The organism is Halobacillus seohaensis (assembly GCF_042663045.1).
GTDB classification, from domain to species: domain Bacteria; phylum Bacillota; class Bacilli; order Bacillales; family Halobacillaceae; genus Halobacillus_A; species Halobacillus_A seohaensis.
Genome location: NZ_JBHSZV010000037.1, coordinates 1 through 17128 on the forward strand (window position 1 = coordinate 1; position 17128 = coordinate 17128).

18 protein-coding genes, 1 rRNA gene and 1 other RNA gene are annotated in these 17128 nt (G+C 39.2%); 3 read left to right on the plus strand and 17 right to left on the minus strand.

The annotated features are described in order from the left end of the window. The 9 genes from ACFQIC_RS14315 to tadA all read right to left on the minus strand — a co-directional run. Positions 1 to 135: ribosomal RNA gene (locus tag ACFQIC_RS14315) — 16S ribosomal RNA — on the minus strand; the annotation flags it as partial. Positions 136 to 243: 108 nt separating this feature from the next. Beyond that, positions 244 to 468, minus strand: coding sequence for a hypothetical protein (locus ACFQIC_RS14320; protein ID WP_204712313.1), 225 nt, complete (start codon positions 466 to 468; stop codon positions 244 to 246). A 12-nt stretch (positions 469 to 480) separates the two neighbouring features. Next, positions 481 to 744, minus strand: a complete 264-nt coding sequence (locus ACFQIC_RS14325) for a pro-sigmaK processing inhibitor BofA family protein (RefSeq protein ID WP_204712312.1) — start codon at positions 742 to 744, stop codon at positions 481 to 483. Between the two features lie 68 nt (positions 745 to 812). Next, positions 813 to 1085 carry a YaaL family protein gene (locus ACFQIC_RS14330; protein ID WP_390217279.1) on the minus strand — a complete coding sequence of 91 codons (273 nt, stop codon included), beginning with the start codon at positions 1083 to 1085 and terminating at the stop codon, positions 813 to 815. A gap of 101 nt (positions 1086 to 1186) precedes the next feature. Further along, positions 1187 to 1783, minus strand: a complete 597-nt coding sequence (gene recR / locus ACFQIC_RS14335; RefSeq protein ID WP_204712308.1) for a recombination mediator RecR — start codon at positions 1781 to 1783, stop codon at positions 1187 to 1189. Between the two features lie 11 nt (positions 1784 to 1794). Further along, positions 1795 to 2112 carry a YbaB/EbfC family nucleoid-associated protein gene (locus tag ACFQIC_RS14340; RefSeq protein WP_204712306.1) on the minus strand — a complete coding sequence of 106 codons (318 nt, stop codon included), beginning with the start codon at positions 2110 to 2112 and terminating at the stop codon, positions 1795 to 1797. Positions 2113 to 2141: 29 nt separating this feature from the next. Beyond that, positions 2142 to 3845 (minus strand): DNA polymerase III subunit gamma/tau, encoded by a 1704-nt coding sequence (gene dnaX / locus ACFQIC_RS14345; protein WP_204712304.1) that lies wholly within the window; start codon positions 3843 to 3845, stop codon positions 2142 to 2144. 198 nt (positions 3846 to 4043) lie between these two features. Then, positions 4044 to 4309, minus strand: an RNA gene (ffs, locus tag ACFQIC_RS14350) — signal recognition particle sRNA large type. A gap of 65 nt (positions 4310 to 4374) precedes the next feature. Continuing rightward, complete coding sequence (tadA, locus tag ACFQIC_RS14355) at positions 4375 to 4842, minus strand: tRNA adenosine(34) deaminase TadA (protein ID WP_390217282.1); 468 nt, start codon at positions 4840 to 4842, stop codon at positions 4375 to 4377. 90 nt (positions 4843 to 4932) lie between these two features. Between tadA and ACFQIC_RS14360 the strand changes: the two genes are divergently transcribed. Next, positions 4933 to 6222, plus strand: coding sequence for a glycoside hydrolase family 18 protein (locus ACFQIC_RS14360; protein WP_204712302.1), 1290 nt, complete (start codon positions 4933 to 4935; stop codon positions 6220 to 6222). Positions 6223 to 6540: 318 nt separating this feature from the next. Here ACFQIC_RS14360 and ACFQIC_RS14365 read toward each other — a convergent pair whose 3' ends face one another. From ACFQIC_RS14365 to acsA, 5 genes are all read right to left on the minus strand, one after another. Beyond that, the gene (locus ACFQIC_RS14365; protein ID WP_204712300.1) at positions 6541 to 7311 is read right to left on the minus strand and encodes a DUF3891 family protein; all 771 of its coding nucleotides are present in this window, start codon (positions 7309 to 7311) and stop codon (positions 6541 to 6543) included. A 142-nt stretch (positions 7312 to 7453) separates the two neighbouring features. Then, complete coding sequence (locus ACFQIC_RS14370; protein WP_204712298.1) at positions 7454 to 7966, minus strand: type 1 glutamine amidotransferase domain-containing protein; 513 nt, start codon at positions 7964 to 7966, stop codon at positions 7454 to 7456. Between the two features lie 91 nt (positions 7967 to 8057). Beyond that, the gene (locus tag ACFQIC_RS14375; protein WP_204712296.1) at positions 8058 to 9371 is read right to left on the minus strand and encodes a lysine N(6)-hydroxylase/L-ornithine N(5)-oxygenase family protein; all 1314 of its coding nucleotides are present in this window, start codon (positions 9369 to 9371) and stop codon (positions 8058 to 8060) included. Between the two features lie 14 nt (positions 9372 to 9385). Then, entirely contained in the window at positions 9386 to 10708 is a 1323-nt protein-coding gene (locus ACFQIC_RS14380) for a purine/pyrimidine permease (RefSeq protein WP_204712294.1), read from the minus strand. Positions 10709 to 10847: 139 nt separating this feature from the next. Further along, complete coding sequence (acsA, locus tag ACFQIC_RS14385) at positions 10848 to 12557, minus strand: acetate--CoA ligase (RefSeq protein WP_204712292.1); 1710 nt, start codon at positions 12555 to 12557, stop codon at positions 10848 to 10850. Between the two features lie 360 nt (positions 12558 to 12917). On the opposite strand from acsA, the gene queF reads away from it, so the two are divergent. Then, a complete protein-coding gene (queF, locus tag ACFQIC_RS14390) occupies positions 12918 to 13415 on the plus strand; it encodes a preQ(1) synthase (RefSeq protein ID WP_204712290.1) in 498 nt (165 codons plus the stop codon). 1108 nt (positions 13416 to 14523) lie between these two features. Here queF and aldA read toward each other — a convergent pair. After that, the gene (gene aldA / locus ACFQIC_RS14395) at positions 14524 to 15975 is read right to left on the minus strand and encodes an aldehyde dehydrogenase (RefSeq protein ID WP_204711522.1); all 1452 of its coding nucleotides are present in this window, start codon (positions 15973 to 15975) and stop codon (positions 14524 to 14526) included. A gap of 127 nt (positions 15976 to 16102) precedes the next feature. Here aldA and ACFQIC_RS14400 point away from each other — a divergent pair, with 127 nt between their 5' ends. Further along, positions 16103 to 16291 carry a hypothetical protein gene (locus ACFQIC_RS14400; protein ID WP_204711524.1) on the plus strand — a complete coding sequence of 63 codons (189 nt, stop codon included), beginning with the start codon at positions 16103 to 16105 and terminating at the stop codon, positions 16289 to 16291. Between the two features lie 298 nt (positions 16292 to 16589). Here ACFQIC_RS14400 and ACFQIC_RS14405 read toward each other — a convergent pair whose 3' ends face one another. Together ACFQIC_RS14405 and ACFQIC_RS14410 are read right to left on the minus strand one after the other, a co-directional pair. Further along, positions 16590 to 16841 carry a hypothetical protein gene (locus ACFQIC_RS14405; protein WP_204711526.1) on the minus strand — a complete coding sequence of 84 codons (252 nt, stop codon included), beginning with the start codon at positions 16839 to 16841 and terminating at the stop codon, positions 16590 to 16592. A gap of 111 nt (positions 16842 to 16952) precedes the next feature. Further along, the gene (locus ACFQIC_RS14410) at positions 16953 to 17051 is read right to left on the minus strand and encodes a YjcZ family sporulation protein (protein ID WP_204711528.1); all 99 of its coding nucleotides are present in this window, start codon (positions 17049 to 17051) and stop codon (positions 16953 to 16955) included. Positions 17052 to 17128: the final 77 nt, after the last annotated feature.

Below are 17128 nucleotides of genomic sequence, written 5' to 3' on the forward strand. Positions count from 1 at the left end.
GTGTTACTCACCCGTCCGCCGCTCATTCCACAAGTTTCATCCCCGAAGGGAATCCACTTGCTTCTTGCGCTCGACTTGCATGTATTAGGCACGCCGCCAGCGTTCGTCCTGAGCCAGGATCAAACTCTCCATAAAAGTTGAGAATGAATTGCTCATTTGCACATCAAGTGTGCTTGTTTTACTTCCTTCTATATAATAGAAAGAATAATTGACGTACTGGTTGGTTCGTTCAGTTTTCAAAGATCAATTGGTTTGCCGCTTCAAAACAGCGACTAAATAAATATACCATGTTGTGAGTTTTAAGTCAACAACTTTTTCATGGTGTTTTTCTGTTGCTGTATTGCCTTGCGCCGCTCTCTTAATGCGACAAATAATACTATACCACGCAGGAAAAACCTTTGCAACACTTTTTAGTAAATCTCTTAAACTATTAATTAAAGGCAGAAAAAAAGACTGAGTTGTTGCCACTCAGTCCTTCTTTTACAATATCCAAACATGAATAGCTATTAACGATAAAACTCCCGGGACCCCTAATACAGCAGAGGCTGCTGCTGTAAATCCATTAATGGGGATATGAAGACCAAATTGAGCTCCAAATAAATTCACAAAAAACAATAATACCACGGCAATGACTACTCTCATCAAAGCTCGTCCTATCCATTTAATTGGGGAAGCTGGCATTCCTACTACTAACAATAACGGGATAGCTAAACCTAATAGTAGAATGACTAAAACCGGATCCATAAATAACCCCCTGTGTCGTTTACCTTTTATTAGTACAAGTTATGTTACTCGACACAGGGATAGTACATCTATTTAGAAAAAGCAGTAATATTACGGTGTCTTGCCTCCCGTAACAAGTAGAAGTATTTAGCTTTTGCTACAGATAAATCAAGTAACCCCTCTTCACTTGGTTCAATACTATGCTCCATAATATTCTCAAGTGTTTCCCATTCACTCTTCATTCGTTTTATATCAGCCAATAACCGTTGATCCATTGCTTTCTTTTTAGACCTTTTCGTTGTTAACACGTTCATCCACCCTTTGCTTCCCGCATAAACGGCAGTAAGATCTTCATACTTCAAGAATTTGAGTGAAAACAAGAAAGGAAGGTGCGTTTACGCCTGTAATGTTCGATTGGTTTAACTAGTTACCGAAAAAGGGCGTTCCTTACTGACATTTCACTTTATAAGTCCCTTCGACCTTCAAGAGCTTTAGATAAGGTTACTTCATCTGCATATTCCAAGTCTCCGCCAACAGGAAGTCCGTGCGCAATCCTCGTCATTCGTACACCAGACGGTTTTACCAACCGTGAGATATACATTGCCGTAGCTTCTCCCTCAATATTCGGATTTGTAGCTAAAATTAATTCCTCTACGCCTTCATCTTTCAAGCGATTAATTAAGCTTGGAACATTAATATCCTCAGGTCCAATTCCATCCATAGGAGAGATTGCACCATGTAATACATGGTACTTACCATGAAACTCCTTCATCTTTTCCATCGCAATGACGTCCTTAGGGTCTTGAACCACACAAATGATCGTTTTGTCCCTCGATTCATCCTGGCAAATAGAGCAAGGATCCTGGTCTGTGATATGACCACAACTTGTACAATGGGTAAGTTCCCGCTTTGCACTAACAAGCGCTTTACCAAAATCAAGAACATCGTCTTCTTCCATTTCAAGTACAAAAAAAGCCAGACGGACAGCCGTCTTAGGGCCGATCCCTGGCAGCTTTGTGAAACTGTCAATAAGTTTCGATATCGGTTCAGGATAATACATTTATATTCCTCCTAGAACATTCCTCCAGGCATACCTTTGGTGAATTCTCCCATTGTATCGTTCGTTCTATCGTCCACTTGTTTCAGTACATCGTTTGTTGCCGCAATAATTAGATCCTGAAGCATTTCAACATCGTCTGGATCTACAACTTCCTCATTAATCTCAACATCTGTAATTTCTTTTTTTCCACTAGCTTTGACTTTAACCATACCGCCACCAGCTGTTGCTTCAAAGCTTTCCTCGTGCAACTCTTCTTGAGCCTTCATCATTTTCTTTTGCATTTTCTGCATTTGCTTCATCATATTGTTATTGTTTCCTCCACCACGCATTATAAAACTCCTCCTTTTATTGTGTCACTTCAGTCTTGAATATCAATAAGGTTATCTCCAGCTAGTTTTCTAGCCTCAGAAATAAGGGGATCTTCTTCCCCTTCTTCTCTACTCGAAGGCGTTTCACCTTCTATCTCATCACTATTATTTTTCTGCTTGCGTACGTATTCTTCACGCAATTCTTTCCATTTTTCAATAGGAATTGGAATAATAGTTAATGGCTTGCCTGTAAATTCCGTTAGCAAAGGTTCAATCGTCTTCTGATGTTCCAAGGCTAATGAACAGTGAATATCATATCGAAAAGCTAACACAAGTGCTTTAGATGAGGCAGCACTAGGTTTGCTATTCAGTAACGTAGCGTGAGCCGGGGCATTGTTCTGCTTCAATCGCTCCATAAAGGCAGGCCATTGTTCTTGAACTTGCTTAAGCTCTTCTTTAGAGGCTTCGCTCAATACGATACGAATACGTTCATATGGTATATTATAACCGTTTCGGCTCGATCTTGCAGGTGTGCGCTTTTGAGGCTGAGCTTCAGTACTTGCAGTCGTTGGAGGATTAGCTTTTAATTGAGCTATTTCTTTCTCCATTTGTTCAAGTTTCTGTGAGAGCTTTTGCACGACACCTGATTCGACATTTGTTTCCTGAGTTGGTTGCTTATCTACTATATTAAGAATAGCTATTTCAATAAAAACCTTCGGACTCGTTGTCCACTTCATTTCTTGTTGGCACTTGTTGAATTCGCGAATCGTTTGTTGGATCCAACCCGGACTTAGGTCGTTTGTTAAATTTTTAAAAGACTCGTCAGGAATCGCCCGCTCCAAGTTATGTTGCAGATCAGGAGCACTCTGGTAAAGTAAGAGATCACGTAAGTAATAGATCAAGTCAAAAACAAATCGCCCCGGATCTTTTCCTTGTTGAATTAGTTCATCGACACTGCTTAGTGCGTCATTCACTTGTTGACCATTTAATGCCTGAATGACATTGGAAAGTTTGGATTGGGAAACAGATCCCGTCACAGCTAATACATCTTCAACCGTCACTTCATCCTCACTATATGAGATCGCCTGGTCCAGCAGACTTAAGGCATCACGCATTCCACCTTCAGCAGAAAGAGCAACAATTTCAAGGGCTTCACGGTTAACATTAATCTGTTCGGCAACTGTAATTTTCTCCATTCGTTCAACGATAAAGTTTTGTGTAATTCTTTTAAAATCAAATCGCTGACATCTGGATATAATGGTTAAGGGAATTTTATGTGGTTCGGTTGTAGCTAAAATAAAAATCACATGCTTTGGAGGTTCTTCTAAGGTCTTTAATAAGGCATTAAAAGCACCCATTGAAAGCATATGTACTTCATCAATAATGTAAACTTTATAAGAGACTGCGCTTGGGGCGTACTTGACTTTATCTCTTACTTCACGAATTTGTTCTACTCCATTATTTGAAGCAGCATCAATTTCGATCACATCGGAAATGGACCCATCCTGAATCCCGAGACAAGCTGAACATTCATTACACGGCTCTTTAATGGGTGCTTTCTCACAGTTCACGGCTTTCGCAAAAATTTTCGCAGCACTCGTTTTTCCTGTACCACGTGGCCCAGAAAATAAATAAGCATGAGAGAATTTATCTTGCGCAATCGCATTCTGCAACGTACGCGTAATATGACCTTGTCCAACTACATCTTCAAAGTTTCTTGGGCGCCAAACGCGATACAGTGCCTGATAACTCATACAACCGCTCTCCCTTTTTAGTCTCCTACTTACTATTATAACTGAACATAGTATCAGATGTGAACCTTTATAAATGAAGCTCGGACGGCATCTGAATTTCTTTAGATCCACAACCTTTTAAGAGTAATAATCCCTAAGAAAAAGAAGCCGTTATGAAATGTTCATAACGGCTCCTGACATTCAACTTACTTATGTATACCGTGCACCCACTTTCGATGGCTCAACCCCAAGCGTTACTCATGTTCATGGCTCGACCCAGGCGCTCCCGCGGCACACGGGATGATCAGCTTACTGCTGCTTCCTTCCGGATCTGACAGGGTTCACTGGTTCCCATTGCGCAGGACCTAGGTGTCAACACCACTCTCATAAGGCAGACCTTGAAATCGAACCACCTCGAGTGGGAATTCGGCCTCGCTATAGCGGATTGCGAGTGCAGGGCACCGCTACCTCCCCGCTTAGCACGGTATTACCAAGTATAGCGACTTTTATTTTAAAATGCAATGGTTAAGTACACTTAAATTTTTCCATTTCAATTTCCTTTTCTTCTAGCCCGCAACTCTTTAAAAAATACAGTTAAAATCTCACTACATTGTTTCTCAAGTACACCGCTCGCCACCTCAGCTTGGTGATTAAATCGTTCATCCTGTAACAAGTTGATCAAAGTACCCACGCAACCCGCTTTCGGATCAAAGGCACCAAAAACCACTCGTGGTATTCTTGACTGTAAAATGGCACCTGCACACATCGGACATGGTTCAAGTGTGACATATAACGTACATTCCTCAAGACGCCAACTCTCGATCACTCGATTTGCTTTTTCAATGGCAATAAATTCAGCATGGGAGGAAGCAAGCTGTGAAGTCTCCCTTTCATTATATCCTGATGCGATCACTTTATCTTTATGTACGATTACTGCTCCAATTGGAACCTCGCCCATGGACTTTGCTAGATTTGCCTGCTCTAAAGCTAAACCCATATAAAAATCATCCGTAGTCAAAAAAAATCTCCCCTTTTTATAAATGATTTCGTATAAATGGACCGAGTCTCTTCATATATTCATTATAGTTGAGAAAGGAGTGTCTGTGTTATGCAAATCTATGTAGTTTCTCAAGGTGATTCAGTTTATTCCATTGCCAATCAATACGGGGTAGATGCCAATATGATTATCCAAATAAACGAATTAGAAACCCCTGGCGACTTAGTCATTGGGCAAGCACTTGTTATCCCTACTAATGGTCAGTTTTATGTAGTCCAGTCTGGTGACAGCCTATACTCAATCGCGAATAACTTTGGCACAACTGTAGATCAATTAATCCAAGTGAATCAACTGCAGCCCGGTTCAACACTACCCATTGGTTTTCGTCTATACATCCCTGAAGGATCGCTACCAACCATAACATCCAATGCGTATATTGAACCGACTGGAGGTGAAGTCTCAGAAACTCTTCGAAGTTCCGCTGAGAACAGATCGGCTCTATTAACGTATTTAGGACCCTTTAGTTACAGGATTCAGAAAGATGGATCACTAAAAGCCCCACCACTAGATAACTTTCCAGCCATTGCTAAAGCCAATAATACAGGATTAATGATGATTGTTACCAACTTAACAGATGATGGATTCGATGATGAACTGGGCCGAACAATTTTAACAAATGAACAACTTCAGAACACCTTATTAGATAATATTATACAAACAGCTCAAACTGTTGGCTTTCAAGATATTCATTTTGACTTAGAGTTTCTTCCTGTAGATATGAAAGAGAATTATAACCAATTCCTCAGAAAAGCAAAACAGAGATTTTCTAATCAAGGTTATCTATTATCAACAGCCCTCGCCCCTAAAACAAGTGCAGAGCAAACTGGAGAATGGTATGAAGCTCATGACTATCAAGCTCATGGGGAGATTGTTGATTTTGTTGTATTAATGACATATGAATGGGGGTATAGTGGAGGGCCACCTATGGCTGTATCGCCCATCAATAAAGTGAGGGAAGTTGTTAACTACGCACTATCGGTTATGCCTGCTGAGAAAATTTTACTAGGTCAAAATTTATATGGATATGATTGGACCCTTCCTTATGAAGAGGGAGGGGAAATAGCCGAGGCAATTAGCCCGCAACGTGCAATTCAGGTTGCTCGAGAAAATAATGCGGCGATTTCTTATGACGAAGAGGCTCAGGCTCCCTTTTTCACTTATAGGGATAGTGAGGGTAACGATCATGAAGTATGGTTTGAAGATGCTCGATCCATTCAAGCCAAGTTCGACTTAATCAAAGAATTGAATCTTAAGGGTATTAGTTATTGGAAGTTAGGATTGGCCTTCCCACAAAATTGGGTATTATTAAATACCAATTTTAGTATTGAGAAAAATCCTTAGATACTACTTGAAGACAGCCATTTACCACCTGGCTGTCTTTTATTTTTTGCTATGCTCTACTATTTTCCAATACACAGGGATGACGTTGTTGATTGGATGGGAGTCTTCGCGAGTTTTCCGCGGACGAACTGGCGAATCCACAGGAATCAGATTTCGTTAGCCTTTTTGATTCAACTGTTTACGGTTCCGTTCATATCAAAGAATGGTAAAAAGGGGTAGGGGAACGGTGAAACTCCTCCGAAAAGTGAATTGTCCCCTCCCCCCTTCTCTGTTCCCTCATTTATAACTTATCCTTGTTATCGTTTAACACAACCATTTTTAAAAGGAATGAGGAATGAAAACAACACACCGTTCATGGATTTCTGCCTCTTTATAGGCTACTTCTAAACCTTTCTCTTCAATAGAATCTCTTTTCACTAGTCGATAGGGGATTCGGACTTCAAGAGGCTGTTCAAAAGGAAATGGATCTAACGAAACGTGACTTCCATCTATCCATCTTGGCATCACTCCCTCTGGTGCCTCATCAAATTGCTGTCTAAAACCATTACGGAACCATGGAACCTCTTGCTCTTTTGATATACCCGGCTCCTGCATGCAAACATATAAAGATAAATTATCACAAAACTGAAGGCGGTCAAAATGTACTTGAAAAATATCGGAGGGAACACATATTTTCATCATTGTCCTTAAATTTTCACGTCGCTTCTCCTCTTCCATGATAAACTGAATGACCAACGGATCTTCGCTATCTTTTGAAAAAAAAGACTGGTAGTGCTTGCTGCATAAAATCGCAGCATAGATTGAACGATCACTCACTTCTTTAACCCCTCTTTGGTAGGCTGACAGCTTCTCCTTCAATGGATAATCTATGAAAGAATATGGCCGATTACTTGCCTCATTCCAAATTGGGTGCTCATCCAAAGGAATCCATGCTCGATCATGTTGAGATACAGCCCAATCCGCTTCTTCACGTAATTTAGACCGTATCAAAAATTTTCGTTTCCATTGTAGAGCCAATTCTCCAGAAACCATCGCGTGCTCATGTTGATTAATCATTAGAAACTGATCGTCTCGCTCATTTACAATCATTACACTCCCTCCAACCCACATAATATGTTCCTATTATAGTTTATTCTAAAATAAGACGCTATACGACTTCATTCAAAAATGAAAAAGCCACCAAGGTGCTATCCTTAGTGACTTAAATTTAAATGAATAGGGTACTGACTCATTATTTTAGTAGCTTATTCGCTTCACGATTAAAAGCCGGAATATCATCAGGCTGACGACTAGTTACTAGTTGATTCCCACAAACTACGACTTCCTCATCTTTATAAGTCACACCTGCATACTCCAAATCAACAGCAATGGATTTATAACAAGTAGCCTTTCGCCCCTCTAGTGTTTTAGCTGTAATGAGCAACTGAGGACCATGGCAAATCGCAAATACAGGTTTTTTATTGTCCATAAAATGTTTCGCAAACTTCACAAATTTTTCGTCCACTCGTAATTGATCTGGTGAAAAGCCTCCTGGAATAAATAAAGCATCAAAATCTTCAGGATCAACATCATTAATAGATGCATCGATCAACACTGTAGCTTCCCCTTGTTTTCCGGTTACTTCCTTACCAGCATCCCATTCAATAGTAGTGACTTCATGGCCTTCTTTAGAAAAAGCATCAGCTGGCTGCGTATACTCGACATCTTCAAACATAGACGTTATAACACATGCAATCTTACTCATGTCATTATCACTCCTTGAATGTTTTATGATCAAAGTCACAAAAGTAATATTCCCCCGTTAACGAGAATTAAACTATAAACAATCAAGTCAATTATGAAAAGTCCTTCATAGAAAAGGTTTGGAACGCGGAAGCCTTTTGATTTTTATAAATTGTTTTTTTAGCAATCGAATTAATAATATGAACATTTCTATGAACGGATAACCCTAAATTTGTTGCCCCTGCGCCGTGAGAGTGAACGAGATTCGTCAACGTAAAGAAGTGGTGATTACGATCATCTTTGAATACTAATTGATAATCTCTACTCACCCGGTAACTTTTTTCGTCTTCCCATTCAATTTCATCTTGGTAGCGATCTATGAACCAACTCGGGATGTGAGGTTTATATCCTGTCGCTAGGATCACCTTGTCCGTTTGATAAGTAAAGGACTGACCTTCCTGCCACTGTTCGCATGTAAGTAGGTAACCTGAATTATTCTTTTCAATTGACGTTACTTCTGTCATCGGATTAATTACTACTTGAGCATCTTCCCCGCCTGCTGTCTTATGATACAAATGGGTATATAAACGAGAAAGTGTCTCTGGATCAATACCTTTTCGTAAAGAACCAAGCGTCTCTAAGTTTTTTTGACGCTGCTCAAAGGATAATGCATGAAAATAATCAACATATTCAGGAGTGAAAAATTCTTGAGCAAACTTTGCTTGATCTAGTTGAAACAAACCACCAGTTCGTGAAAGCAACGTTAATTTCATATCATTGCGTCTCTTTTCTTCAAACAGATCGAGAAACACTTCTAATCCACTTTGACCGGAACCGACAACCGTTACATTTTTTGAATCTAATAAATTTTCTTTTTCAAATAAATACCGACTCGTATGAACGACATCCTTTTTTGGAAGTCCTTCCATTCCCTCTAAAATATTCGGGGCACTCCCCGTTCCAAGCACCACATGTCTAGAAAAATAACTTTCCTCTTCACCTGTTTCCTCTTCCAATGCGATAACTTCATAATAAGAGGGATCTGCCTGCTTATGGTCAATGACATCTACAATTAAATGACCAAAGTAAAGGCCACTCAGTTGATTTGCTACCCATTGTAAGTAATGATTATATTCTTGTCGCGGAACTTTAAAGTGCTTGTGAAAGTAAAACGGAAACATTCGGTCATGCTCATATAAATAATTCATAAACGTATACGGACTTTTTGGATCAGCAAGTGTGGCTAAGTCTGCTAAAAAGGGAACTTGTAAATCCATATTTTCAATCAACATTCCTGGGTGCCATTCGAATTTTGGAGTTTCATCAAAAAAAGCACCTGTGAGCTCCGTTTGATCTAATAATGCTGCTAATCCAAGGTTAAAAGGGCCGACTCCAATACCAATCACATCATATAGTTGCTTTGTCAATTCATTCACTTCCTTCAGCTAGCTTTTTTAGGCTCTTTCCATAACCATTCCATAATAATAACTAATGAAGTTCCTACCAATAGACCATTGCTGAGTAAATTTTGCATAAGCACAGGGATGCCTACGAACACTTCCGACGGTAAAAACATCAAACCAATTCCAAGCAAAAAAGAAATCGATAAAATGGTTAAACGCCGCTCATCTAATTGTGCACTCACCATATTACTTAAGCCTAACCCCATGAGTTGAACAAATGTTGCAAGTAAAGCTGCATTCGCAATCGGAGCTGGTATACCTGAAATAAACTGAACAAGCGGTGGAAAAAAAGCAATACCTACCATTACTAGCGATGCATATAAAAAAGGTTGTTTTCTCTTTTGTCCAGTTAAGTGAATAAAACCAGAAGAAGAGGCTAAGGGAACGTTAGCAATCGATGAAAACATAGCAGATATACCATGGGTCACACCTAAAAATCCAGTTCCCCGATCCACTTGCTCATATGTATACGAAGCTTTCCCGTATATGGACTGACTCACGGCGACGACAGAAGCTAAAACATTCGATAACAATATAACCGCTGTTACAAATGCTATCGGGATGACATTCCAATCAAATATCGGAACACCCCACGCCCACCATTGCGGGATTGAGATGATAGATACATCTTCCATAAAAGGGGCAGGACCTGACTCTACAGTCAAAGCAAATAGAACCCACCCGCAACTAATCCCTATTAATACAGCAAAGCTCTTTAACCAACCCTTACCTAAATAAGAAAAACCTAAAACTAACAAGAAGGTTAGAAAAGCTATCATAGATTCTAATAACTGGATTGACTTTCCATCATTTTGAGTCCCCAGCATGCCTTCTAGAAAAGTTCCACTTAATTGAACGGTGAGTAAAAACAAAAAAGCTCCCGTTACAAGAGGGGTGAATACGAAAAGCACGCGATGGGCAATTCGAAAAACACCAAATATCACCAAAAATATCCCTGTCCAGATCATGGTAGCTTCAATTGTTCGCAACGTTTCTATTGTATTATTACCCGATTCAGCTCCAGTATAGGCCATAACTGCAAAAATACTAATCCATAAACCTGCAGGGCCTTCCATTATCGGCAACTTATGTCCAAACATTCCTTGTAAAAAAGACGTAATCCCCACTACAAAAAAAGTTCTCTGCATTAAACTGGCCACGTCAGAAAAATTCAAATCAAACAGAGAACCAATAACAATGGGAAGGGCAACAGCGTTCGCTAATAAAAAGACAAACCATTGAATAGTTTCAAGGGTTATTCCTGATAATGATGCCCGATCGTAAAAATGATTATTCGTCATATGTATCACCTGCAAATTCTCTTTTAATCATTTCTTCATCTTACCATAACCAATCTCTACACGAGATAACCCTTGTTTCACGTGAAACATAATTAGACAAATAGAGGCACACAGCAACAAACTGTGTGCCTCTTCTCCTCTATTCTTCTAAGGTTGATGTGTCTCCAGTCGGTAATCCCAATTCCCAAGACTTAAGTAATCGGCGCATGATTTTACCGCTACGTGTCTTCGGAATGGTATCTTTAATTTCAATTTCACGAGGAGCTGCATGGGCACTCAGACCTTTTTTAACGAATTGACGAATGTCCTCTAACAATTCATCTGATTCGCTGTATCCATCACGAAGTGTGACGAAGGCTTTAATAATTTCACCTCTTTCAGGATCTGGCTTCCCAATCACTCCTGCTTCAGCTACTGCTTCATGTTCAATGAGTTTACTTTCAACTTCAAATGGTCCAACCCTTTCACCAGATGTGTTAATCACATCATCAAGGCGGCCCTGGAACCAAAAATAACCGTCTTCATCTCTGTAAGCACTATCTCCAGAAACATACCAGCCATTAATAAAGTAGCTTTCAAATTTACCTGGGTTATCCCAAACAGCTCGCATCATAGAAGGCCAGCCTTCTTTAATGGCCAAGTTGCCCATTTGATTAGCCGGAAGCTCATTCCCTTCATTATCTACAATGGATGCCTTAATACCAGGCAATGGTCTGCCCATGGAACCCGGACGAATATCCTCTGATGGATAATTACAAATAAGCATCGCTCCAGTTTCCGTCATCCACCACGTATCGTGAATACGAAGGTCAAAGGCTTTCAATCCCCATGTAATTACTTCTGGATTTAATGGTTCTCCTACACTTAAGATGTGTCGTAAGGAAGATAGGTCATGTTTTTTAACAGCTTCTTCTCCCGCACTTAACATTTTTCGAAAAGCAGTCGGAGCTGAATACCAGACATTTACATTCTTATCGTCAAGAGTTCCATACCAATCATCAGGACTAAAGCGTCCACCGCGTACAACATTGGTTACCCCATTTAACCACGGAGCAAAGATTCCATAACTTGTACCTGTTACCCAACCAGGATCTGCTGTGCACCAATAAACATCGTCATCCTTAAGGTCAAGAACCCATTTCCCAGTTTGATAATGTTGAATCATCGCATTGTGAACATGATAGACTCCCTTTGGTTTTCCTGTAGATCCAGATGTATAATGCAACAACATTCCATCTTCTAGATCTACCCATTCTATCTCAAAGTCTTCTGAAGCCTTTTGCATCTCTTTTTCAAAATTAATATGATGGTCTGAATCTGAACCACCTACTAATACGATCTTTTCTAAATTCGGTAATTCATTTAGGGGAACGCGCTCTAATAAGTCCGGGGTCGTAATTAACATTCTTGCTTCACTATCTTCCAATCGATCCCTAACCGCTTGTTCCATAAACGCTTCAAATAGAGGTCCAGCAATGGCCCCCACCTTTAAAATACCAAAAAATGCGGCATAAAATTCAGGACTTCTATGCATGAATAAGAAGACACGATCCCCTTTTTCAATTTCATATTTTTTTAATACATTTGCAAATTGATTACTCTTCCGCTTCAGTTGATCGAAACTCAACGTTTCTTCACGGTCAGGTGAAGAATATATAAGAGCAGCCTGATCTTTCTTAGCTGGATCTGCAGCGTGTTTATCAATCGTTTCATAGGCAATATTTACTTTATCCGTTTCACTCCATGTGAAGTTACTTTTCACTTCATCCCAATTAAAATTTTTGTACTTTTCTTCATAATTTTCTAAGTTATGATCTCCTGCTCTTGCTTTGATTGTTTGCATGTCCATAAAATCACCTCATAGAATGAATTTGTGTAAACGGTTTCTTTAAACTTCTAAAAAAAGCTCTCTTCCTGCAATTTGTAAAAACAGAGCTAATTCATAAAATTTTTAAAAGATTTTGTGAATTACTTACTATTTTAATAGAAAGCGTTTCATTTTTAAAGGGATACGCCTAAACATTTACATATTTAGGTCTTAACCCACCCATTTATTGACTTTCCTAACGTGTGTACCTATAATAAATATGCTTCTTTTATAGAGGTTTTAAGCAGATAATCCTCTTTAATAACTAAGGATAGAACGACTTACCGTCACACCTTAAGGGTACGGCGTTTTTTATAGGAAAGAATACAAGGAGGAATTTCTATGACTGGCCGTCAGGATGAACAGCTAACTGATCTCTCATTACTTGGCAATCAAGATAACAATTATTCATTCGAATATAATCCAGAAGTACTCGAGACTTTCGATAATCAGCACCCGAACCGTGATTATTTTGTAAAATTTAATTGCCCGGAATTTACGACCTTATGTCCAAAAACAGGGCAACCAGATTTTGCTACCCTTTATATTAGCTATATTCCTAATATTAAAATGGTAGAAAGTAAGTCTTTGAAACTTTATTTATTTAGTTTTCGCAATCACGGTGATTTTCATGAGGATAGTGTAAACACGATTATGAATGATTTAATCAACCTAATGGACCCTCGCTATATTGAAGTGTGGGGTAAATTCACTCCACGAGGGGGTATTTCTATTGACCCTTATTGTAATTACGGGAAACCAAATAGCAAGTATGAAGAAATAGCCACACACCGCCTTATGAATCATGATCTTTATCCTGAAAAAATCGATAATCGTTAGTAACGGGTTTTGTCATCTATCGCAAACATAAAAAATGTAATATAATACGCCCAACAAATTGCATGCTAATTTGTTGGGCATTTTTTGTTGGTGTAACAGTATTCATTTATAATATACATTAAAATTGGAGTGTAATTTCAGTAGAATAGTTGAAGACTCGATTCCGAGATGATTGTGTGGAGAAAGGGGCGGTGGGGAAGGAGTCGCTTTCCGTGGGCGTGCGCTGAGCCTCCTCAGGCTGGCGCGAGGCCATTGAAAAAGTCCTTTTCTATTAATAATGAACTTTTTGAAAAACACTATCCCAAATTCTAACGGGTTCAGTTTTTGAGTACAAATCATGAAATAACATACGAATGATCGGTATTTAACATATAGAGAGATTGTGGACGATTACAATTAAACTAACGAAACCGTATTGTTGAAGACTTGAATTCGATATGTTTGTGTGAATTTTGGGGCTGCGGGAAACGGCTCGCTTTCCATGGGGCGGGCGCTGAGCCTCCTCGGACTTCGTCGAGGCCACTGAAAAAGTCCTTTTCTATTAATAATGAACTTTTTAGAAAAACACTATCCCAAAATCACATTGTTTTTTCCTGTCAAAGTGGAGGATCAAGTCCAATTTACCCCTGATTTATAAACCGTAAGTGGGGATGGAATTTTTAGGGATTTGCTTTTCTTAAAATTCACCGGACTTTTTCAGTGGCCTCACTTCGTCCTGTGGGGTCTCAGCTGTCCCGCACATCCCATAGGAGTCTCCCCGTTTCCCTCCGCCCCTTTACCATATAAGTGTCTCGATACCCCTTCAAGAAAAGGTAGCCATTCCTAAGTTTGCATGCAAATCTTGATAGTGGGCGGTCCTATTAAAATCCTTGATATAGAGAGGTTCATTGCAATAGAACACGGATAGTGGAAGATAGTCCTTCTGAGAAAGGGACCATGGAAAGCGAGTGATTTCCCGGACCTTCTAACGCCATCCTTTGTAACGGAAACCATCGGAATATCTGAAGTTGAGTCTTTCATAATCTGGGGCTTTAGTTCAATAAGCAATTGAAAAGAAATAAAAGAAAAATGACCCCTCACAAATTTTTGGCGGGGTCATTTTTCACGTTTATTGTTTATCATTTTTATACTGCATATAAACAACTTGCGTAACAAGGAAATCCTCCATACCATGCTTGCCATCAGCTCCGCCAAGACCTGATTTACGCATACCAGCGTGGTAGCCTTGAACCGCCTCAAAGTTTTCACGATTCACAAAAGTTTCTCCAAACTTCAATTCATTTACTATACGCATCGCTTCATTTAAATCTTCTGTATAAACAGAAGAAGAAAGACCAAATTCTGTATCATTTCCTTTTTCTATTGCTTCATCTATTGTCTTAAATGTGGTAATTGGAATAACCGGTCCAAATATTTCTTCCTGCATAATGGCAGAGCTATGATCTACATTGGTTAATATAGTCGGTTTATAAAAGAAACCTTTACCAACTTCATCGCGCTGACCACCAGAAACAACCTTTGCCCCTGACTGAACCGCAGTTTTCACCATAACCTCTACTTCCTCTAAACGATCCTGACTAACAAGCGGCCCCACATCAACTTCTTTATTCTCACGAGGGTTTCCTATAGTAAGTTGCTCAAAGGAATGTTTTAATTTTTCAATAAATTCATCAGCAACATTTTCCTGGACATATACTCTTTCAGCATTTGTACAAGCTTGTCCATTGTTCGCTAAGCGGGACGTATGAATACTTTCAGCCGCAACATCTAAGTCTGCATTTGAAGTGACAATGGCTGGTGCTTTACCACCTAGTTCAAGATTCACTTTTGTAATGTTTTGCGCAGCTGCTTCCATTACTTTTGTTCCTGCAGGTACACTACCCGTCATGGAAACCATATCCACTTTTTCATGCTTGGCCAGTGCATATCCAATTTCGGAGCCAGTTCCTGTAATTAAGTTATAAACCCCTCTTGGTATATCATCCATTCCATCGACAATCTTCGTAAATTCTATCGCCGTATTTGGTGTTTGTTGACTCGGCTTAAGAACAACAGTACATCCCGTGACAAGCGCAGTTGCTACTTTCCGAGCCAATATGAATACAGGGAAGTTCCAAGGTACAATACCAGCAACTACCCCTATTGGTTTTTTATAAATATAAATATTCTCATTCGGACGATCACTTGGAACAATTTCCCCTTCAATTCGACGCGCCCATTCAGACATATAACGGAAGTAATCAATTGCTAGATCTACTTCACCACTAGCGAGTTCATAATCTTTCCCTTGTTCTTCCTGTAACAGATCTATGAAATTCGCTCTATTTTCTTCTATTTTATTACCGAGCTTGCGTACAATCTTTCCTCTTTCAATATTAGGGATTAATTCCCATTCTTTTTGGGCTTGAAAGGCAGATTCCACGGCACGGTTAACATCGTCTGTTGTTGCTTTTGGAGTTTGTGAAATCACTTCTTCCGTAGATGGATTAATAACATCAATCCATTCATTGCTATGTGACTCTGTGTATTCACCATTTATATAAAGTTTATGAGTTTGCATTAAAAATCCTCCTCTCATCATCTATGACGTTTTATTCCACCTTTTATTTTTTCTTAAACAATGGACTTAGTCATTCTTTAGAAATTGTGTTTAAGTTATAATGGGAAAGAGCAAGGGGGATTAAAAATTGAAAAAACAAAACCAGATGTTTATCATTCTCAGTTTCGTAGGAATCGCTAATATTATCACTGCCATTATTTTATTTTTCAGTGTACAAGACCCCATGGTGTCTGGGATGCTTATACTATCAGGAGCTTTATTAATTCTTGGAGGATGGGTAGATCGTAAAGAACGAATAAAAAAGAAAAGGGATTAATTTAAGTAGTTCCGTTTCAGTGAAGAAACGGAACTACTTAGAAATCGTATAATGATTTGATCCTTGTTTCGTCCTTATATATCAACTTATATGTAATACCGATACCTAAATTGGCTTTTCCGTCATCGGTAGGAGGGAAAGTAGGTAGGAGAATAGCTTCCGTTCACAGAAAAAAAGAACTTACAAGAAAAAAGGGAAGCTCCTGCGGGGGAGCTGTTAAGATGAGACCCCTCAGGGCGTAGCTCAAGGAGCCTCAACAAACAGACTGTCTACTTCTTAATAGATACTTATTATATAATTACCACTCTAAAATAAATCCTTTCACTTCCACCGGATCGTCTTCTTCCCTTGCCTGATTAGCAACAAAAAAAGGGTTGTCCTGATCTAGCTCATACTTAATCGAATCAGGATCCAAGTAAAGTTTATACTCTAAATCAGTCACTTTATGCAGAGTAATACCTGCAACGGTTTCTTGGTTCCTTTCTTCATCAATTAGCAAAATATCGATATGATCGTAACCATGACTTTGCAGTTTTTCTTTTAAGTCCATAACTTATTCCTCCAAAAGTCTCATTGTATCTACTAATTCTTTACCCTAATTCAAGATATTCAAACTCACCATTTATGTATTAAAAAAAGCGAGGAAGGCCCCGCTTTTTAATTAGTACCCGTAACCACCTGAGTAAGATGCACCAATAATAATTAACAAAATAAACAATACAACTAACAGCGCGAATCCGCCACCATATCCTCCGCTCATATGAAGTCCCCCCTCTCCTTACTTTCTTTACTACTTTATGTTTAAGGAAAGATAAGGTAAGGGCTATAGCGGAGTTT